This is a genomic window from Bacillus sp. C-3-6, from assembly GCF_054509685.1.
On sequence record NZ_CM137247.1, the window covers coordinates 2,929,952 to 2,950,390 of the forward strand.

Below are 20,439 nucleotides of genomic sequence, written 5' to 3' on the forward strand. Positions count from 1 at the left end.
AGCCTCCAAACTGGCATTACAATAAGAATTTTTCAACAAGAAACAATCACAACACCATGATAATCATTTATATTAAAAACCTACATCTCCATTAAGTACTTCATACACATAAAAAGCACGGGTTTGATTACTAATCAAACCCGTGCTTTCAAAACAACTATAATATCCATAAACAATAAAATGTAAACTTCAAAAATCACGACCGAAACGCCGCATCCGCCAGCATAGACAATGTTGCATCATCCATCGGTGGATTGTGTAATCCTGCTCTGACATTTAAATAGTAACGATGAAGCGGATTTTTTTCTGATAAACTTTTTGCTCCTACGATGCGCATTGATTTATCCACTATGGATATCGCCGCATTTGTTACGGCGTATTTCACTGCCGCTAATTCTGCTTGCAGTGACAGTTTATCTTCTGCCTCATCGTATTTTTTCGCAATTTGATATAAAAAGACGCGAGCTTGCATAAGCTCGAGTTCTAATTCTCCAACTAATTTTCTAACATTCGGTAATAAACTAATAGAATGGTTTAAACTATTTGGCTTGTATGATCCCGCAAATTGAACTGCATAATTTCTTGCTGATTGTGCGATTCCTAAATAACATGCTGGTATATGTAGCAACCAGCCAATACCCTTTTGTTTCACTTTCCCGCCTTTTACATCCGTAAAAAAGCGGTTGTCTATCTCTACATTTTGTAAGACAAGGTCGTGGCTAGCAGTCCCTCGCATTGCAACGCTATCCCACGTTTCTTCAATAGATACACCGAGTGTATTTCTTGGAATAACAAACTCACCAACTTCTTCTTGGCCTTCCATACTTGCTGAAATAATAAAATAATCAAGTACTGGCGCCATCGTTGTAAAAGTTTTCCTTCCATTTATAACCCACTTCTCGCCTTGTTGAACCGCTATTGTTTCTGGTTTGCCGCCACGCGTCGGACTCCCTGTTTTCGGTTCTGTTGCTGCCCTGTTAAAGAGCGCACCATTACGTACTTTTTCGCAAAACCATTTGAACATCTCATCATTCCAAGAGCGATTTTCCGCTAGCTCCTTCACAATGCCAAGATGCCAGCCAATCGATAATGCAGTAGCTCCGCAGCCTTCCGCGATTTTCTCTTGAAATAAAACGAAGTCATATAAAGAAATCGCACTACCACCAAATTCCTTCGGTAACGTTAATTTCGTATATCCGATATCTTTCAAATCATTTATATTTTCATACGGAAATGATCCTAATTCACTTAGCTGATGCTCCCTTTCCATGAACTTCGGAATCAATTTATTTATTTTCTCAATAATTAAAGACTGTTCTTCTGTTTCAACAAATGAGAGTGCCATACTATAATCTCCTTTATCCCGCTATTTGCGGGCAATAAAACTCCCACCTAAAAATTCAGGTGAAGCAAAGGAAGTTAGGTGGGAGATCAACTGCCCGTTAACGCCCGATTGGTTCAACTAATAATCAGTGAGAAACCCACCCACTGATTATAGTTTCACTTTATGCTCGATTCATAAACCGTTCATTTTGTCATTATGATTATATGAAGCTACCTCTCTATTGTTTCACTATTCCGATAAAAATACAATGTTTTTGACTAATAAGAAAAGTGCCTATTTAAGGCTAGATCCTTTTCTTATATTAGTCCCCCTTCAATGCTTTTAACGGCAAAGAGGTTACATATCCAATATACGAGAATAATTCTTTAAAGAAGAATGGTATTTCTGTATCTAACGTTTTATATGCTGATGTCGGCGTTGGTGAAGCATACGCTTCAATATTAATATGTTTTGCGATTCTCATTGCGCGTTTCATATGAAGTGGATCACTTACAATCGTGTATGTTTGTATGCCGTTCTCTATTCCAACTTGCTTCGCATTTTTTAAATTTTCTTCAGTGAAAAGGGATTTAGTTTCAATTAAAATATCTTCCTCTTTTACACCTTGTTTCATTGCATATACTCTTGCAGTACGTGCTTCCTCAAGTTCTGCCTCGAACTTTGTACCACCTGTAAAAATAATCTTTTTAATATTTCCGTTCCTATATAAAGAAATCGCATGATTAATTCTTTCTTTAAATACAGGAGATGGTTTTCCGTTCCATGAAGCTGCGCCTAGTACGATACCAGCATCCGTTTTCACGTCATCATTTGCTTTAAAACGATAACTCCAAATATCGTAAGCTGCATAACTTACATATAAAATAGCAGAACAAATCATTAGTAAAAATACTTGAAAGATTCGTCTTTTCTTACTCTTCTTATTTTCTTTCATTTGTAATTGCCTCCGTACATCATCCATACTTCTATAAAAAACATTTATATCAAATCGTTTTGTTTGAGTTTATTTAAAAGAAGGAACTTTACTTGTTATTTATGTATAAAAGGGTTTTCATTTAAAATTGAGGATTATCAATTCATTTTCATTTGCGGTTTTCATTACATTTTTTAAATTCATAAGTTTATTACCATACAACTACATTGTAACGAATTTTTTCTCAGAAGGGAACGATGAAACAAAAGGAATTAAAATAAAGTAGCATTTTGTAAGAAAAAAGGTATATTTTTCATGCCTCACGAACAATATACCTTTCAAAACACGAATTATAACTTTTCTTTATACAACTCTGATTTTTCTAACATTTTCTCTTTTACGCCTGGCCATTCACTCGAGATAATACTGTACACCACCGCATCTCTCACATAACCATTCGGTAATTTTCTTTCATTTCTAAGCACACCCTCTTTTACTGCGCCTAACCTTTCAATTGCTCGTTGTGCTTTTTCATTTCTTGCATCCGTCTTAATTTGCACTCTCAGCATATGCAATTTTTCAAAAGCATACTGAAGAAGCATATACTTACACTCTGTATTTATACTCGTACGTTGCACACTCGGATGATACCACGTTTGCCCTAACTCAACTGTCTTATCTTCTACTGAAATATTATATAAACGTGTACTTCCTACAATCTTATTCGTCTGTTGATCTACGACTACGAAAGGTATTTGAGTACCTCTTCCGTAACCCTTTATCGCTTTTTGAACGTATTGTTGCATATCTTGCACACTATCCATTTTAGAGATTAAATACGCCCAAATATCCCGATTTCCTTCTACAATCGAAAACAAAGTTTCGACATCAGTATTATCCATTAACCGCAACTTTGCTCTTTCGTGAATAATTTCCATTTTTAAGCCCCCTTTGTTGTTACTATAACATATCATTAACATCGTTTTATTAATATATAAAATAAATTCACACCATAAATATATAGTACATCTAAAAATAAAAAATGCGATGCCTTTATTCAAGCATCGCACTTATAATTTCGCACTACCTACGATTTTAAGATAAATATTTATTTACACAAGTTAGTAAACGCCATATATTTAGAACTTACATTATAGTTCAAAGCAACAAATAAGCAATCGGCGTAATGATAAGCAACGTTAAAATCGTTCTCTGCACATACAGAATAATAAGTTCAGATACTTTTAACGGAATATCTGTTGATAATATACAAGGAATGGAAGCGGAGAAAAACAAAATAGATGATACGGAAACAACTGCAATAACAAACTTTGTCACGAGTGGTGCACTTACTACTAATAATGACGGTAAAAACATTTCTGCAATACCAACTGATGCGGCTTTAGCAGCTAAGTCTGCTTCCGGTAATTGTAATAGCCATGTAAATGGATAGAAAATATAACTGATCCAATCAAATATTGGCGTGAACTTCGCTAAGACGATACCAATTAATCCTACTGACATAATGGATGGTAAAATTCCCATCGTCATAATAAATCCATCTTTTAAATTCACTGCAATATTTTTCATAATGCTCGGTGCAGACTTTGATACTTTTAACGCATCTTCCCAAGCACGTTCTAACATTTTCTCTTTATAAACAGGCTCTGGGAACCCTTCTTCTGTTACATATGTATCTGGTTTTCTACTGAGGGGCGGGATTCTTACGGTGATAGCAGTCACGATGAATGTTACAACAAGCGTAGTCCAAAAATAAACATTCCATAAATGCATAATATCTAATGTTTTTGCGATGATGATCATAAATGTAGCGGATACTGTAGAAAATCCTGTAGCGATAATCGCCGCTTCTTTTGTCGTATACTTTCCTTCTTTATACACGCGGTTCGTAATAAGAAGGGCAAGCGAATAACTTCCAACGAAGGACGCAACTGCATCAATCGCCGATCTCCCAGGCGTATTCCATAATGGCCTCATAATCGGACGACAAAATGTACCGATAAATTCAAGCAATCCATATCCGACTAATAACGCTAAAAACGCCGAGCCAATTGGAACGAGCAAACTTACTGATATGACTAGCTTCTCATACAAAAACGGCCCAACATCTGGCGCAAAGAACCAAGCTGGTCCTACTTTTAAACAATATAATATGCCGAAAACAACGCCAACTACTTTTAAAATAGAAAAACAAATGTCTACGATAGATGCATTCCATTTCTTCGTATAAAATGGATAAATCGCACCAATCGCCATAACAAATAATGCATAATAAGGTACTACGCCTGGAACTGAAGCCCTAATCCACGATACGATATGATCAATCATAATAGACGATTCACCGTTTATCGTAACAGGAACGAAAAACATAAACACCCCAACGAGACTAGCAAGTATAAACCGAAGAATAATCCCCTTCTCTCGCCCTGTCTTAATTACATTACTCTTTAATTCAATTTCACTCAAAATTCGACACCTCCTATTATCTAAATATTCTGTATAATAATGTTGTATTCCTTCTTTCCATTTCTACTATTTAATCATATGAAAAAGCCTATTTTAAAATAGGCTTTTCTATTACCCTTTATAATCATCCACAATCACTTGAATGACACGATAAGATTCTTCTGCCACCTTCTCATTACTATCCCTATTCGCGTCATATGTAATTAACGCCTTCCAAAGTGCCCATCCTCTCGCTCTATTCCACGTTTCTTCATCCATGCGTAATACTTCTTTAAATACATTTCTACTATTTTCATCAAAAAACGTCCAAGCCATCGCTGCATCACAAGCAGGATCTCCTACGCCTAAAATACCAAAATCAATTACAGCACAAAGTTTTCCATCTTTAACGAGTAAATTCCCCGGTGCTACATCTCCATGAATCCAAACTGGCTTACGGTCCCATATTGAACTAAGTGCTAAATTCCAAAGGTGCTTTAATAATGCCTCGTCAAAAACATCCTTATTATTTTCAATAGCAACTCTCGCCTCTTCATCATATACCGATATAAGTCCGCCCCGGTAAAAATTATGCGGTCCAGCTAAAGGGCCTTTACTCGCATTAATAGATTGCAATTTTACTAAAAAAGATCCTAAGTCCGCTGCAAATTCATTTAAATCACGAACGTTTTGTTTCGTAACTGTTTCTCCCTCTATCCACTTATTAATAGACCAAGGCAATGGATACGCTTCAGACGGATTTCCTTTCGCAATTGGTGTAGAAATTGGTAAAGAAAGTCCCTTACTTAATATAGGGAGCCAACTATTTTCTTTCTCTACTTGCGGTGCATATGCCACATCACTTGGCAATCTTACACTCATCTCATCCCCTAAGTGAAACGTCCTATTATCATGCCCACTAAACTTTACAGGTTTCACTTCTAAATGGGCCCATTCAGGAAACTGTTCCTGTATTAACTTTTCAACTAAACTTACGTTAATTGGATGCATTCACATTCTCCTTTTCTTTTGAAACTTACTAAGCCCATCCGTACTCCCAACATATTCAAACTCATTTTTCTTATAAAAATCATTCAACGTACGATTATGCCCCACGCAATCTAACTTCAAATACTCTTTGTCATGTTGTACATTCTCTTCTATCCACTGTAAAATCCATTCTCCAATTCCGTTCCACTTATACTTCCGTTTCACCGCAAATCTATGAATATATAATGAATTAGAAACTTCCTCTTTACCAAAAATATGTTCATCCCATTCATTTTGTTTAGGAGAAACTGTAACCGTACCAACTATTTCATCTTCTTTCAGAACAACATATGTATATTTCTCTCTTATACATTCTAGTATTTCAGCCGTAGCTTCCTCTCCTAAAAGATACTGCCACTGATCCACTTCTTTATATTGTAGCCATTGTGCTACCTCTTTTAATAGAGTTTTAATACTATCACTCTCATTTTCGGTAGCAATTCGAATTGTATATTCTTTACTTAGATTTCTCTCCATATTGCTGTTCCCCTTTCACATTACTACCATACTGACATACGAGTCCTTCCATCATTTTCATCTGTAATATATTCTACATACAATCCTTGATTCCGTGCGTTTTCATACATCATTTCAATCTCTTCTTGGTTTTTCACATAAATTTGTATGTAATCACCATCCGCTACTAATACGACTACTTCACACTTACTCTCCTTAAATTCTTCATATGTTTCAATTTCTCCTAGTACTTCCCCTTTTGGATATGCTTTTAAGTCTACAAATAAAAGATAATATATGTTGTCTTTTATTAGCTTTTTTAAAGCTGAACCTGCCATGATCTCGTTATCTTCTGAAAATAATTCTGGACCTAATTCATTCCCTACTATTATATAAGCTTCCTCCCTTCCCATGGATTGCCAATCAAATGCAGTAATATCAATTGGCTTTAACACTTTCCAAAGTAAATTATCATATCCATCTAGAATATCTACTGTAATCCCTCTTTTCATATGCTTGCTCCTAACTTATTCATTTTCGTTTCATACATTATATATCAAATGTAATTACTATATTTTGTAGATACATATGTACATCATAAAAAAACCGCTCCACTACTAGCGAAACGGTTTCCTTCTGCTTATATTTACATATCTTATTCAATTGTTGCGCTACGTTTTAAAATGTTTTTTAATATATGCACCACATCAGTCGTTCATTCTTAATGCTCACTTCGACTTCACGAAGTAATATAAAAACCATACTGCATGATTTTGTTCATCCGCAGCTATTCTCCGTAACAACTCTTTCAAATGTGCATCCGATGTCTCATCTGAAATTTCCAAATAAAAATCTACTGTTTTTTGTTCATCTTGTATAGCGAACTCTAATCCTTGTAAATACGTATTTGGGCAGTCTTCAGTAATTTGTGGTTTTGGCTGCCTACCAGTTAAGTTCGTATAAATTTGTACAAAGTTGTGGAAATGCTTTATTTCATCATTACGAATTTCAAGAATTTGTTTTTGTTCTACTTGATTTGGAGCCATATTCGCTAATTTTGCATAGCAGCTTATAGCGCTATACTCTCCATTTATAGCTTTTTCAATATCACTAATTAACTTATCATTCTGCCTATACCAATCATAATAATTCGAATTATACATCATATCCCCCCATACTTTCGCTTAACATTTTATGCATTTAGAAATAGTAGGAGCCTGTGTATATAACGGGACGGCTTTAGATTGAAAGAAAAGTTTGAGAAAAGGGTCTATTTTGTAAAGGAATTGCTTATTCATAAAGTGAAACTATAATCAGTGGGGATTTTACTACACGGCAAATAGCTGATAAAATATCACTATTTTTTTGTACGCTGTTGCTATAAATTCGCGAATGAATCAGGTTTCCAACCAGATGTGGTGTTGAGATGCGAAGCTATTATGAATCCAATCATATAACTAGGAGGTACCACTATGCCATCTTTATTTAAACCTATGGCCTTCCAGCTGAAAACCGAAAGACTTGAGCTTAGTATGTGGGAGGAATCCGATTCCGTTTGGCTGAGCAAATTAATTGGCGAACGTGGTGTGGACATTCCAGCCGTTGATTCCGTTCGTAACCGGCTCATTGAGATGCGCAAGAAGACAGAGGAAAATGGCATTTCCCTTCTCACTATTCGAAGGCGCAATGAAGGTGATTTCATCGGATACTGTGGCTTAATTATTGGACGTTCCACACTTGAAGAGCCAGAGATTACATACGAGTTGTTCCGCAGCGCTCATGGTAAAGGTTATGCGACTGAGGCGGCATCTGTTGTGCTGGACGCGGCGATTGCTACTGGACGCCAAAGACTTTGGTCGACTGTAGGCGCTTGGAATATCGCTTCCCTCCGGGTACTAGAAAAGATAGGATTTAAGCGGCATCACAGTACGTGGGATGACGAACGTGGTGAAATTGTTTGGAACGTACGCGATCTTTAGAGATTCCGACTTAATTCTAAGGCGACAACAGCAGATACTCATTCTTCAGCTTTTAGATTTCATCACAAAAAAGCCGTTCAATTCTGTTTTATGTCCTTTTACTACACTACGTTTGAATGCAGTTGCTAATATAGTAACCATACTTACTATACCAATCCAAACGAGTACAGTAACAGCTGTATTCCAGCTTAACCCTTTTCCGAAGAAGAAGATTTCTCTTAGGCCTTCAATCATAAATTTCATTGGTAACCATGAGTAAACCCAGTCTTGATAAAACGGAGACAACATCTCAGGTGCTAATGATAATAACGGTGCCCCGAAGAATAGTAATAAAGCGAATAAACCGATTCCTTTTAGCCCAACTAATGAAAGTACCGCAGATATCATTAAGAAGAAACTAAAAGAAGTAATGGATAAGAATAGAGCTGTATCCGTGAAGTTCGAAATATTTAATCCTACCATCCCATCTGCAATCCATGTAAGACCAAATCCAATTACAAGTGCCGCAATAGCTCCTGTTACGATTTGTTTTACTTTCAATATAAAGTTTTCTTTTCGTGAACTTACCGGTATTTTACTAATCGCAATAAAAATAATCGCTGCGCTCGCTAAACTTGCAATCCATAACGGCTGGAACAATGATATTGGTGAATTACCGTTCGCACTATTTTTGCCGACCTCATTCACATTTTTCACGTTCTTTACAATAGGTGTTACTAATTTCTCAGCTTGATCTGTTGTTACAGTAGCTCCTTTTGCTTTCAACCCTTCTAATATTTGCGTACGAACATTATTGTTCATATTATCAACCACGCCATTTAATATTTGTCCTGCCATAGTTGATGCAGCCGTATTCATTCCCTGATTAATATATATTTCTATCTCAGGTGAAGATGGCTGTGGCGTTCGTAACGATGCTTGTTTTGCGCTAAATTCTTTCGGAATGACTAACGCTGCATAATACTCTTTATTATTTAACCCTTTTTGAACTGCTTCCTTATTTTTCACTTCTACCCACTTTACCGCAGGTTCTTCATCTGATTTCGATGATTTTTTCACCATATCAACAATTGTTTGCCCCATATTCATTTTCGATTGATTTGGAATTTCTACACCTTGATCCTCATTTACAATTGCAATTGGCAGGTTTTTCGGCTGAGGTTGAACTGTCGGGAATAATGTTAATGAAAAAATAAAAACAATAAGTAGTGCAATAACTGGTGATAAAAATAACAGTTTGTTTTTCAACATTCTCTTTTCTCCTCCTTTAACTTCAGTTACAATAAGCGGACAACGTGTTGTTTATTTATATTTTGAATTATATGTTTGAGTTAAGCCTTATTCAATAATCAAAAATCTCGAATGTGTCGGTTATAAGACACATTTTCTAAATGTGTTGAAAAAATAAAGGAGGGACATGCCTTGCGCGATAGTAATTTAGATTTACGCGTCATTCGTACGAAAACTGCCATACGAAATGCATTGGTGGAGCTAATTGAAGAAAAGGGTTTTGACGCCATTACAGTGAAAGATATTACAACGAAAGCAAACATTAATCGAGGTACTTTCTATGCGCACTATCAAGATAAATTTGATTTAATGACAAAATGCCAAGAAGAAATTATGCATGAGATGTCTAGCATTGCAAAAAAAAAATTTCCAGAAGTGATTGCGGATCTTGGATCAAATCCTTCCCCAACAATGCCGTTTCTACTTATCACTTCTATTCTTGAATTTCTAAATGAAAATAGTGGTTTTATAAAAGCTGTACTTAGCCCAAAAGGAGATTTATCATTCCAAACAAAACTGAAAGAGTTTATGTGGAAAACATTATTTGAAGATACGAACGGTCCTCTCATTAATAAGGAGAGTTTACTTGTTCCAAGCCAATACTTAGCTTCTTATATGGCATCTGCACATATAGGTGTCATCCAGCAATGGTTAAATAGCGGGCAAAAAGAATCACCTGGGGAAATTGCCCATATTTTATCAATAATCGCAGTTCATGGACCTTTTTATGCAGCTGGCTTAAAGAAATAAGCCCGCTTGCTTAGTGATTTCTATCATTTTATTAATAACTTGAAATTTATGTTTCTGTAAAAAAAGCTGTTGAAAGGACTCCCCTTCAACAGCTTCTACATTATTAACGATATAAACGAACTGCACCTGCAGAATTATCATCTGCTTTTCCAACTACTTCAAATTTCAATCCAAATTTCGGTAATTTACGTCCTGCATCTGGGATTAAATCATTTATATACAATTTAGAGTCATCAAACTTCGTTACACCTGGTAATCCTTTGTAATCATATGTTCCGCGTGTTGGAGATACGACTTTCCATGCTGGCGTTTGGTTAAGGGAGAACGCAGCATCTGCGATTTGGAATCGTGTACTATTTTTAACAGTTGGTTTTCCGTTTAGAGTTCCAACAATTGCCTCTGGGTGAGAGTCAACAACTCCTAAGAAACCTTCACCTGGATGTAAACCAACCCAATTATCTGTAAAGCTAGAGTCTGCATACCATACTAGAAGACCTGTATTATACGGTACACCATTGCTATATTTTAACGCTTGATCAGCACCAGCATAGTTTCTCCACTCTAAATAGTAGTTATGCTTTTTCTTATCAAAACCGTCTGCTACAACGAAACCATTTAATTTAAATTTCGTTTCGCCTTCTGCATCATCAGAGAACACAACATTTCCATCTACAGTTAATGTAGCATTATCAAAAGTAAAACCGGTCGGCGCTAAACCACCATCTGTAATGTATTCGAATACTAATTTTACTTTTTGACCTTTGAATTTGCTTAAATCATAAGACTTATCTACCCATTTACCATCTGTTGTGTCTAGACCATTTTTCACATTCTTTTCACCAATTCGATCCACTAACGTTTTCGTGCCATCTTCTTTCACTGCATGTACTTCAAGGAAGTCATAATCCGTTTCGATTTCATACATTGATTTGTAATCAAACTTCGCGTTTGTTGCATTTGTTAAATCAAACACTGGCGTTTCTAATGTTGTATGAAGGTTATCACCTTTTGTACTATAGTAGTACTTCTTACCGAATGCAGGCTGAATACCTTTCACCTCTTTATCTGGTAAGTTAACGCGAATCAGTCCAGGACGATTTGATTTCGTTACACTTTGATCTAAATACGTCGCATAGCCAATACCACGATTTAATTTATTATAGTCAACCTCTACAATATTGGCCCAGTTTCCACCTATGTTCTTTTGAAAGAACTCTTTGTTTTGCGGAGAGAAACTCGGTGGCGTTGTTCCTGCAATCTTACCAGCCCAGCTACCGCCACTCATAACAGACCAGGAGTTAATTGGCTCACCTGCTCCTGTGTACTTCGTATCATACTCATCTGGAAGACCTAAATCATGACCAAATTCATGTGCGAATACACCAACTGCTCCGTCTTCTGGCTCAATTGTGTAGTCGTATGCTGCCATCTTACCGCCCCAGTTATCAACTTTTGCTTTTGTTCCTTCAATTGGATATGGTGTTCCAAGGTGCCAACGATGTGACCAAATTGCATCATCACCTAGTCTACCACCGCCCCCATCTTGCCCAACTCCAGCGTGAATGACCATTAAGTGATCGATTAGACCATCTGGTTCATTTTTATTGCCATTACCATTATTGTCATATTGATCGTATTCGTCAAATTCAGATAAATCAATACCGCTTTCTACAGCCGCATTTAATGCCTCTTTTACAAAATCACGAGGTCCTTTCGGTCCCAGATTATCATGACCGCCATCTCCTGCATCTGCGCCATAATCTGCCGCATTACCAGGAACTGTCAACCACTTTGTTACTGTGCCATCTACTGTATAACTACCACCAGATTGCTCTTCATAATATTGTTTAAATGTTGGTACTTTTGAACCGTCAAAGAGTGTAAATGGCTCATTACCAAATAACATTTTTTGATAATGTTCTGGATTAAAATCATTTGAATACATATAACCTGGTACTTGATCAATATTGTTATGCTTAAAGTCAGCAAACTCTACTAGCAATACGAGAACTTTATCTTTACGAACATCACCGTTATATTGTTTTTGCTTCGCTGAAGTAGTTGGTACTTTGCCGTTTAATCCCCCTTTAATCGGCTCTTGTCCCGCTACTGGACCACTAGCAGGTTGATCTGCTTTTTCTTTCTCATCTGCTTTTGCATCTTTAACTTTTTTCAAAAAGTCAGCAGCTTCTCTCGTAACACTATCCCCCGTTGCGGGTTCTTTTCCCGCATTTTCTCCTTTTTTCTTCTCTACGTATTTTTCAACAGCTTTTAATGTGTCTTCTTTCGACGTAGATTCACTAATTACACCGCGTTTCTTGAGCGCATCTGCTAAACGCTCCTCTTGAATTAAATTTTCATCAATCGGACTTAAAGTTCCTCCATTAGACGACGTTGCCGCATAAACAGATTGACCCCCATACCCAAATGTGCAACTAAGCACAGCTGCCGCCGCAAGCGTAGACAGCACTTTAAAAGGCTTTTTCTTCATCCCTATTCCTCCCCAATATTAAATACGATACAACGTTTATATATTACGGAAAATTCAGATAATTATCAATGCATTGTCTGAATTTGTAATATTTTTGAAAAATTCCTTTGTTTTAGATGAACATACATTCTGATTCATCAATATTTCAGAAAATATTGATGAAAGTTGATAAAACTATTAAAATCTCTGTATATCATATGCTCCTTTTTATTTCATTCTTCCGTTTCAATTAAAATCATAAAGAAATCGTCCACTATATTTAGTGGACGATTTCTTTATTTATCTAAAATACAACTATAGCACTTCAATATATCCTTCTGTTCCATGTACCCGAATTCGTTGCCCATCTTTTATTAGTTTCGTAGCGTTCTCTACTCCAACAACTGCTGGCAGGCCATACTCACGTGCAATCACTGCTCCGTGCGTCATAAGCCCGCCGACTTCAGTGACTAACCCTTTTATAGAAACAAACAACGGGGTCCAGCCAGGATCAGTAAATGCCGTAACTAATATATCTCCATCTTCCAAATTCGCGTCTTCCATATTTAAAATAACGCGTGCTCTCCCCTCAACCACTCCAGAAGAAACAGGCAAACCTACAATTGCTTCAGCCGGGAGATTTTCACGTTTGTACTTACCTGTAATGATTTCTCCATCAGACGTGATAACACGCGGGGGTGTTAGTTTTCCATATAATTTGTACTCATTTTTTTGTTTATGAATAATCTTGTAATCTAGTTTATTTGTGCGGACGACTTCGTAAAGTTCTTCAAAAGTTAGATAGTATATATCTTCTATTTCATCCAGAACATTATTTTGCTCAAGTTTCTCTGCTTCTTTCAGTAATGCCTGCTTATATATGAAATAACGATGAATCATGCCGTATTTCGGATATTCACGATAACCGATGGAATTGCGGAGGTTACAAATCATTCTCTTCGTCTCTTCTACTTTTTGTTCCCCATCCGGCAAGTGCTGCAATCGCTCTAACAGCTCTGCTTCTTTTTTCAAAGCTTCCTGCAGCCCTTCTTCAAACTTCCGTTTACTAGCACCATATTCAAAGTCCCTTATATGATTTAAAATCATCGGTATAATTGTAGCTGGCTGTTCACTCCAGCGAGTTTTCGTAATGTCGATTTCTCCGCTGCATCTCATTCCATATTTATTTAGAAAGGCATCGATTGCATCCCGAACTTTTTTCCCGCCTTTAAACTGAATTAATTCATCTAAAAAGCTGTCATCTTCTACATGCTGTAAATACATAATGACTTCCGGATACGGCCGGATCACATCTGCCACATCCAATAAAGCTAGCCCCATTTCTGACGTAATATTATGTTGTACAGATTGTGAAAGTACATCTGCTGCATTCTTTTCCCCTAGCCATTGTTCCATCTTTTCATTAATCCATGATGAAGCATTCATACCTGCCATAATAATAGCTATACTTTGCGAGTTAAATAATACTTTCTTTAATTGCTGAATGTCTTCTAAAATAAAATCAAGTACATCCACCCCTGATTTCGTTTGCATGTTTCGTTTTAACTCTTCTATTGATGATTGACTATTCTTTATTAAATTCGTAACGATTTCCGGATCATTTTCAGGTTGTTGTTGCGAACTTGCAGGTGGCACATTTTTACTAAGATTCTTTTCTTTTTCATCATCCGATAACAATTTAATAAAATTCTCTCGCTCAATTACAGTCGTTAATGCATCTCGTATGAGCGGATCCGATTTACCTAAAGTGTTTATTAAGTAATCTCTGCTAGCAGGTGAAGCTAGTCTTTGCGTAGCATCAACAAATAGTCTTCCTCCAGCTTTACACATAGGTGCACTAGTCGTTAACAGGAAAAAAGATAAACCTAATGGTTTCATCGCATCCGTCATCATTTGCTGGTGACCAACCGATACATACACGTGATTTTCCCCATCATTTACTTCTGGAATTGGATATAAAGTCGTAATCGGCCTACTTTGGACTATATAAAATGTATCATCAACTAAGCACCATTCAATATCTTGTGGACAACCAAAATAAGCTTCGATTTGTCTTCCGATGCGTGCTAGTTGTAAAATTTGTTGTTCAGTAAGTGTTTGAACTTTTTGCTGATTAGGAGAAATTTTCTTTGTCTCTGTTCCGCCTTCTTTTCGTCCATAGATAGCTAATTTTTTCGTTGCGATGACCTTTTCGACGATTTCGTCTTCTTTTACCTTATAATTATCGGCAGAAACCAATCCAGATACTAGCGCCTCGCCAAGTCCAAAGCTGGCATCGATTGATAACACCTTCCTATTCGAAGTAATCGGATCCGCAGTAAATAAAATCCCTGAAACCTCAGGGAAAACCATTTTTTGAACGACAACACATATAGAAACTTGATTATGATCAAAACCATTTTGCATTCGGTATATAACCGCTCGATCTGTAAATAAAGAAGCCCAGCATTTTTTAATATGCTGCAAAATGTTTTCTTTTCCAATAACATTTAAATACGTATCTTGTTGACCAGCAAACGAGGCATACGGTAAATCTTCAGCAGTAGCACTCGAACGCACTGCATATGCATGTTCATCGCCAAAGTGCGAGAGATAATGAGCTACTGATTCCACTACATCAACTGGAATTTCCACCGCCATAATGACTTCTCTAATCTTCTTACTAATTTCACCAATTTGATCTCGTTCCTCAATTTTTAGCATTGCTAATTGATTCAATAAAGTTTGAAACGCTCCCTTTTTTCCGATGGCCTGTTCATACCCTACCGTTGTAACACAAAATCCTTCTGGCACTTGTATCCCTTGAATATTGGATAACTCCCCTAAATTCAATCCTTTTCCACCAACGAGAAAAAGCTGCATTTTTTCTATTTCCTGAAAATCGAGGACGAAAGAACTCATTTGGCACCTCTCCTTACTATTCATGTGCTCTTGATTGTAACAGTAGTAAATGAGAAGAAACAGTCTATTTCGAACGTAAATTACATGATATAATTAAGTTAGGAAGAGATCATCACTCCTATTTCCCTCTCTAATTCACTTCAATTACATCACCAAACTTAAACATTCTTTGATTATGAAAAGCAATCATTAGACATAATGGATTTCTATCGACCTTTGTTATGTATTTTTTATATAAACCCACATTTTAATATCCTTATATACCTTTTATTAAGCCATAAATTCGCCAAAATGAATTTTCAAGATTAGGGAACTATAATGTCGTATTAAAATATATTAAGGTGGAGAAAAATTGGACAATGAAATGGATTATGGAAATGATTACAAGTTTATTCCAGCAACTTCAATTGAAAGTGGTCACGGCATCGAAGTATTACCAGACTTATTTTGTTACACGATTCAAATCGTCAATATATGCTTTGTTGGAAATCCTGAGACCAATGAATTTGTTTTAGTTGATGCTGGAATACCTAAATGTGCAGCTGAAATTATCTCTATCGCTAAAGATCGATTTGGTACCACTAGTCGCCCAAAAGCAATTATTTTAACTCACGGCCATTTTGATCATGTTGGGGGAATAATTGAACTCATCAAGTATCAAACACTTCTCCGTAATGTAAAGGTTCATTGTGAGGATTTCCACTTAATATACCCATTTTTAAATTCCTACCTTTCGAAAATATCATAATAAATATTGATTTCAATATTGAAATCAAATTTTTAAGTATGCTTTTTCCTGCAAAAGATTTTCTACTATACATGGAAAACACCTTTCCAACACTGCGTGTTTATTGTTTAGGAAAGTAGTTTACAAATAAAAGACTCAAAGATTATGAAAGAAGATTATCAATAATCTTTGAGTGAGGATCTGTTTAATATAAGGGCTTTTATTTTTATGAATACACAAAAGAAATTGATTTACATATTTGCTATATTTTATGCCAATTTACTTAGCGGTTAGCTCTACCACCAAGTTGTTGTTCTGCCATTGCTACTAAACGTTTTGTAATTTCACCACCAACAGATCCGTTTGAACGAGCTGTTGTATCTGCACCAAGTTGTACACCAAACTCTTGTGCAATTTCATATTTCATTTGATCAAGAGCTTGTTCAGCGCCTCGAACTAATAATTCATTACGACTTCCACTATTATTGTTTGCCATATTGTTTCACCTCCGATGTTGTTAATATGCTACAAATTATGAAAAAACAATTATCCTTTTTATGGTAATTGTATTATGGATAAAAATTGATTTTTTTCTTAAAGTAGGGCAAAACATATAAGAAAGAATAACTGATATAACATACTTTCATAACAACACTATGTATACTTTCTAATTCCCTTCAGTAAATAAAAGAAAGATTTCTATTTCACCAAGAGATTAAATAAAATTATGTTTTGAGACATAATTCAAAAGGAGATATGAGATGAAAGCTGTAACCTATCAAGGACCAAACCAAGTACAGGTTAAACAAGTGGATGATGCAAAATTAGAAAAAAAAGATGATATTATTGTAAGAATTACTTCAACCGCTATTTGTGGTTCTGATTTACATTTATATCAAGGCAACATGCCCTTACCTCAAGGATACATTATCGGCCATGAACCAATGGGAATCGTTGAAGAAGTCGGGCCAGATGTCACTAGAGTGAAAAAAGGCGATCGTGTTGTCATCCCCTTCAACGTTTCTTGTGGACATTGTTTCTATTGCCAACATGAAATGGAAAGTCAATGTGATAACTCAAACCCTCATTACGATTCTGGTGGATACTTTGGTTATACAGAGAAATTTGGTAATCATCCAGGAGGACAAGCAGAATATTTAAAAGTTCCATTTGGTAATTTCACTCCATTTGTTATACCGGAATCATGCGAACTTGAAGATGAATCCCTACTATTTTTATCAGATGTTTTACCAACAGCCTATTGGAGTGTAATAAACGCAGGCGTTAAGCCAGGTGATACTGTTATCGTCCTTGGTTGTGGACCTGTTGGATTAATGACACAAAAATTCGCTTGGATGCAAGGTGCTAAACGTGTAATTGCAGTGGATTACTTAGATTATCGGATGAATTATGCAAAAAAGATTAACAATGTTGAGGTATTTGAGTTTACAAAATTCCCCGATATGGGAGAACATTTAAAGGAAATTACACATGGCGGTGCTGATGTAGTTATTGATTGTGTGGGGATGGATGGAAAAAAATCGCCTCTAGAATTTCTGGAACAAAAATTAAAATTACAAGGTGGAACTCTCGGTCCTATTCAAATCGCTACGAAAGCCGTAAGAAAATATGGAACGGTTCAAATGACCGGCGTTTATGGTGGCAATTATAACGCCTTTCCACTCGGGGCATTTTGGGTTAGAAATATTAATCTTAAAATGGGACAAGCACCTGTCATTCATTTTATGCCGGAACTATTTGAAAAAATAACAAATAAAGAATTTGATCCAAAAGAGATTATTACACACAAAATTCCCCTTGAAGAAGCGAGCTATGGTTATCAGATTTTTAATAATCGTGAAGATGATTGTATTAAAGTTATTTTAAAACCTTGAAAATTGTTATGTGACTGAACCTTTTATTTTTCTATGCAGTAGACTGCTAAAAATAAACCTACTGCATAGAAAAGTATTCTAATCAACCTCAATTACATCGCCAAACTTTAACATTCTTTGATTATGAAAAGCATCGGTACAAGTAATCGTCTCCATTAATGGATTAATATCCACTACTGTTATGTAATTTTTATATAAATAACCATCTTTATAATATGTAAGTAAAACCTCTTCCTCACCTAAAAATGAAGTTAATAGCTTATTTTCAATCATTTCTTTTGCATCTTGTGTTACAATTGGACGCGAGGCTTTCGTTTGCTCCTTTATCATTTCTTTAATAACTGCGAACTGCTCCGGCATACTGGCAAACGGCTGCCACTTTACCATACCTCTTCCTTTTGGCATATTAGCATTCTTCACGATTTGTGCCCTCCTAATAATGTGTTTCTATATCTTGCTGTTGCGACGCTTGTGTAAGAAATCCCACGTAAAATACTGTTCTTACCAAATCGTGTTCGAATTTCGTCCATAACTTTCGTTAATCGTATTTCTTTTTCTCTTTGTATAATGTTATCGAAAAGCGAAATTTGCTCTTCCCCTTCATTAATAAGGTTTGTTAATGAAACACTTACTGATCGAATCGGCTCTCCTGTATGGCGCTCATATAAAAAATATGTACAAACATTATAAATATCCATCGTTAAGTTTGTTGCTCTATTTAACGTATGTGCCTTTTTTATTCCCCTACCGTATTCCTTGCTATATCCAACTGAAAAATGAATTGTTTGCGCGCATTTCTTTTCTCGTCTCAATCTATAACAAACTTCTTCTATATGCTCTAATAAAATAACTATGAACTCTTCTACCGAATAATCACGCAATAATATTTGGCTTTTCGCTATAGATGTTGTCGCTGGAACATATTTTTCTGCTATTCTACTAAAATCAATTCCGTTACTATGTAGATGTAATTCTTCTCCTATTACACCGAATGATTGCTTTAAATATTTCAAAGGATACTGAGCTAATTCTCCAATGGTATGTATACCTTTTCGATTCAATTTCATTTCTGTTTTATACGATATACCCCAAAATTTACTGAGCGGTCTAATACTCCATAACTTCTCGGGTATATCGTCATACGTCCACTGCGCTATTCCATCCCTATTCTTTTTCGCTTCCACATCCATCGCTACTTTACTTAATAATAAATTCGGCCCAATACCAATCGTACTTTCAATCCTTGTACGTTCATATATTTCTCGCTTAAACTTTAATGCGAATTCGCGCGGATTACTGGCAAACAAATGAATACTTGCAGTCATATCCATAAAAAATTCATCGATACTATATTGATGAAAATCTTCCGGTGCGACATATTGCAAAGCCAAACCCGTTATGAAAGTTGAACACTTCATATACGTATGCATAATTGGATTCACAATAATAATATCTGGTCGCTTCGGTATTTCGTAAAAACGAGTCATCTTCTTTATTCCTAACGCTTTTAATGGCGGTGTTGCTGCTAATACAATTGATCCGCTCTGATTCACATCCCCTACGACAGCCAATTTTGTATATCTTGGATCAAGTCCTTTTTTAATACATGATACGCTTGCATAAAAGCTACGAAGGTCTACACAAAGAATAATACGATTCGGTAAAAGAGAATAATCATACAAGGTTATCACTCCTAACGGAAGAACGTTTGTTCTTATTATATACGAACTTACGTTCTTTTAAAAGGTATTTCTATGAAAATTTTGGTTAAAATGACCGGGCTTTAAAAATCTAAAAACACTTAAGAGCCCTACAATATTCAAATACTGTTTTCACCATTAGGAGATGACACTGTATTTAGTTCTAAAAAATCTCACTCAATGCATACTACATATAATTAAGAATGATATTTACGCGCTATCAATCACGGTTGGAAAAACTCTGTATACAAAACAGCTAGAATTTCAAGTAACTGATGAACATAAAAAATACTAAAATTCATTTCAGCTTTCATGTCTCTAATTCATATATTCTTCTAAATTTATTTTCAGCAAAATCTCCTATAGCACCTGTGCCAAGATTCATCTGCATAACTAGTTACATTCTCCTTTTTGCTATTATTAATAGCTTAGTAATAAAAGCTGTTAAACAGCAAAGGTGCGAAGTCTTAAATTAG

17 protein-coding genes and 1 pseudogene are annotated in these 20,439 nt (G+C 35.8%); 4 read left to right on the forward strand and 14 right to left on the reverse strand.

Features of this window, described 5'->3' with window-relative positions; all coding sequences use genetic code 11:
* Window positions 1–196 precede the first annotated feature (196 nt).
* From ACW0JX_RS15115 to ACW0JX_RS15150, 8 genes are all read right to left on the reverse strand, one after another.
* Window positions 197–1,345 carry an acyl-CoA dehydrogenase family protein gene (locus ACW0JX_RS15115; protein ID WP_089171357.1) on the reverse strand — a complete coding sequence of 383 codons (1,149 nt, stop codon included), beginning with the start codon at window positions 1,343–1,345 and terminating at the stop codon, window positions 197–199.
* A 301-nt stretch (window positions 1,346–1,646) separates the two neighbouring features.
* Window positions 1,647–2,279, reverse strand: a complete 633-nt coding sequence (locus ACW0JX_RS15120) for a YdcF family protein (protein WP_000662218.1) — start codon at window positions 2,277–2,279, stop codon at window positions 1,647–1,649.
* Window positions 2,280–2,608: 329 nt separating this feature from the next.
* The gene (locus ACW0JX_RS15125; protein ID WP_089171358.1) at window positions 2,609–3,196 is read right to left on the reverse strand and encodes a GNAT family N-acetyltransferase; all 588 of its coding nucleotides are present in this window, start codon (window positions 3,194–3,196) and stop codon (window positions 2,609–2,611) included.
* A gap of 220 nt (window positions 3,197–3,416) precedes the next feature.
* On the reverse strand, window positions 3,417–4,745 hold the full coding sequence (locus ACW0JX_RS15130; RefSeq protein WP_459244868.1) for a YjiH family protein: 1,329 nt from the start codon (window positions 4,743–4,745) through the stop codon (window positions 3,417–3,419).
* Between the two features lie 111 nt (window positions 4,746–4,856).
* A complete protein-coding gene (locus tag ACW0JX_RS15135; RefSeq protein WP_459244869.1) occupies window positions 4,857–5,735 on the reverse strand; it encodes an aminoglycoside phosphotransferase family protein in 879 nt (292 codons plus the stop codon).
* Entirely contained in the window at window positions 5,736–6,251 is a 516-nt protein-coding gene (locus ACW0JX_RS15140) for a GNAT family N-acetyltransferase (protein WP_459244870.1), read from the reverse strand. It abuts the gene before it with no gap.
* Window positions 6,252–6,274: 23 nt separating this feature from the next.
* Complete coding sequence (locus ACW0JX_RS15145; protein ID WP_098127579.1) at window positions 6,275–6,742, reverse strand: DUF2691 family protein; 468 nt, start codon at window positions 6,740–6,742, stop codon at window positions 6,275–6,277.
* 216 nt (window positions 6,743–6,958) lie between these two features.
* Window positions 6,959–7,393 (reverse strand): ferritin-like domain-containing protein, encoded by a 435-nt coding sequence (locus ACW0JX_RS15150; protein ID WP_000282830.1) that lies wholly within the window; start codon window positions 7,391–7,393, stop codon window positions 6,959–6,961.
* 309 nt (window positions 7,394–7,702) lie between these two features.
* Here ACW0JX_RS15150 and ACW0JX_RS15155 point away from each other — a divergent pair, with 309 nt between their 5' ends.
* Window positions 7,703–8,209 carry a GNAT family N-acetyltransferase gene (locus tag ACW0JX_RS15155; RefSeq protein WP_459244871.1) on the forward strand — a complete coding sequence of 169 codons (507 nt, stop codon included), beginning with the start codon at window positions 7,703–7,705 and terminating at the stop codon, window positions 8,207–8,209.
* 45 nt (window positions 8,210–8,254) lie between these two features.
* On the opposite strand, the gene ACW0JX_RS15160 is transcribed toward ACW0JX_RS15155, so the two are convergent.
* The gene (locus ACW0JX_RS15160; RefSeq protein ID WP_459244872.1) at window positions 8,255–9,460 is read right to left on the reverse strand and encodes a YhgE/Pip domain-containing protein; all 1,206 of its coding nucleotides are present in this window, start codon (window positions 9,458–9,460) and stop codon (window positions 8,255–8,257) included.
* 171 nt (window positions 9,461–9,631) lie between these two features.
* On the opposite strand from ACW0JX_RS15160, the gene ACW0JX_RS15165 reads away from it, so the two are divergent.
* A complete protein-coding gene (locus tag ACW0JX_RS15165; protein ID WP_001205675.1) occupies window positions 9,632–10,249 on the forward strand; it encodes a TetR/AcrR family transcriptional regulator in 618 nt (205 codons plus the stop codon).
* Between the two features lie 103 nt (window positions 10,250–10,352).
* Here the strand turns inward: ACW0JX_RS15165 and ACW0JX_RS15170 are convergent, their stop codons facing one another.
* Window positions 10,353–12,740: an immune inhibitor A domain-containing protein gene (locus tag ACW0JX_RS15170; RefSeq protein WP_459244873.1), complete on the reverse strand. Its 2,388-nt coding sequence runs from the start codon at window positions 12,738–12,740 to the stop codon at window positions 10,353–10,355.
* 294 nt (window positions 12,741–13,034) lie between these two features.
* Window positions 13,035–15,641, reverse strand: a complete 2,607-nt coding sequence (ppsA, locus tag ACW0JX_RS15175; RefSeq protein ID WP_459244874.1) for a phosphoenolpyruvate synthase — start codon at window positions 15,639–15,641, stop codon at window positions 13,035–13,037.
* A 352-nt stretch (window positions 15,642–15,993) separates the two neighbouring features.
* On the opposite strand from ppsA, the pseudogene ACW0JX_RS15180 reads away from it, so the two are divergent.
* A pseudogene (locus ACW0JX_RS15180) lies at window positions 15,994–16,299 on the forward strand (MBL fold metallo-hydrolase); the annotation flags it as partial.
* A gap of 352 nt (window positions 16,300–16,651) precedes the next feature.
* Here ACW0JX_RS15180 and sasP read toward each other — a convergent pair.
* On the reverse strand, window positions 16,652–16,864 hold the full coding sequence (gene sasP, locus ACW0JX_RS15185) for a small acid-soluble spore protein, SasP family (RefSeq protein WP_000002841.1): 213 nt from the start codon (window positions 16,862–16,864) through the stop codon (window positions 16,652–16,654).
* Between the two features lie 265 nt (window positions 16,865–17,129).
* Here sasP and ACW0JX_RS15190 point away from each other — a divergent pair, with 265 nt between their 5' ends.
* Complete coding sequence (locus ACW0JX_RS15190) at window positions 17,130–18,263, forward strand: zinc-dependent alcohol dehydrogenase (RefSeq protein ID WP_071731980.1); 1,134 nt, start codon at window positions 17,130–17,132, stop codon at window positions 18,261–18,263.
* A 78-nt stretch (window positions 18,264–18,341) separates the two neighbouring features.
* Here the strand turns inward: ACW0JX_RS15190 and ACW0JX_RS15195 are convergent, their stop codons facing one another.
* Both ACW0JX_RS15195 and ACW0JX_RS15200 read right to left on the reverse strand, forming a co-directional pair.
* A complete protein-coding gene (locus ACW0JX_RS15195) occupies window positions 18,342–18,683 on the reverse strand; it encodes a YolD-like family protein (RefSeq protein ID WP_078400233.1) in 342 nt (113 codons plus the stop codon).
* On the reverse strand, window positions 18,680–19,945 hold the full coding sequence (locus tag ACW0JX_RS15200) for a Y-family DNA polymerase (protein ID WP_459244875.1): 1,266 nt from the start codon (window positions 19,943–19,945) through the stop codon (window positions 18,680–18,682). Before ACW0JX_RS15200 ends, ACW0JX_RS15195 begins: the two co-directional genes overlap by 4 nt.
* Window positions 19,946–20,439 lie beyond the last annotated feature (494 nt).

What these genes read in the sequence shown, in the direction of transcription:
- ACW0JX_RS15145 (WP_098127579.1), bottom strand. Translation starts at nt 6,742, where the DNA reads ATGAAAAGAGGGATTACAGTAGATATTCTAGATGGATATGATAATTTA.
- ACW0JX_RS15125 (WP_089171358.1), bottom strand. Translation starts at nt 3,196, where the DNA reads ATGGAAATTATTCACGAAAGAGCAAAGTTGCGGTTAATGGATAATACT.
- sasP (WP_000002841.1), bottom strand. Translation starts at nt 16,864, where the DNA reads ATGGCAAACAATAATAGTGGAAGTCGTAATGAATTATTAGTTCGAGGC.
- ACW0JX_RS15120 (WP_000662218.1), bottom strand. Translation starts at nt 2,279, where the DNA reads ATGAAAGAAAATAAGAAGAGTAAGAAAAGACGAATCTTTCAAGTATTT.
- ACW0JX_RS15115 (WP_089171357.1), bottom strand. Translation starts at nt 1,345, where the DNA reads ATGGCACTCTCATTTGTTGAAACAGAAGAACAGTCTTTAATTATTGAG.
- ACW0JX_RS15135 (WP_459244869.1), bottom strand. Translation starts at nt 5,735, where the DNA reads ATGCATCCAATTAACGTAAGTTTAGTTGAAAAGTTAATACAGGAACAG.
- ACW0JX_RS15140 (WP_459244870.1), bottom strand. Translation starts at nt 6,251, where the DNA reads ATGGAGAGAAATCTAAGTAAAGAATATACAATTCGAATTGCTACCGAA.
- ACW0JX_RS15160 (WP_459244872.1), bottom strand. Translation starts at nt 9,460, where the DNA reads ATGTTGAAAAACAAACTGTTATTTTTATCACCAGTTATTGCACTACTT.
- ACW0JX_RS15155 (WP_459244871.1), top strand. Translation starts at nt 7,703, where the DNA reads ATGCCATCTTTATTTAAACCTATGGCCTTCCAGCTGAAAACCGAAAGA.
- ACW0JX_RS15170 (WP_459244873.1), bottom strand. Translation starts at nt 12,740, where the DNA reads ATGAAGAAAAAGCCTTTTAAAGTGCTGTCTACGCTTGCGGCGGCAGCT.
- ppsA (WP_459244874.1), bottom strand. Translation starts at nt 15,641, where the DNA reads ATGAGTTCTTTCGTCCTCGATTTTCAGGAAATAGAAAAAATGCAGCTT.
- ACW0JX_RS15190 (WP_071731980.1), top strand. Translation starts at nt 17,130, where the DNA reads ATGAAAGCTGTAACCTATCAAGGACCAAACCAAGTACAGGTTAAACAA.
- ACW0JX_RS15150 (WP_000282830.1), bottom strand. Translation starts at nt 7,393, where the DNA reads ATGTATAATTCGAATTATTATGATTGGTATAGGCAGAATGATAAGTTA.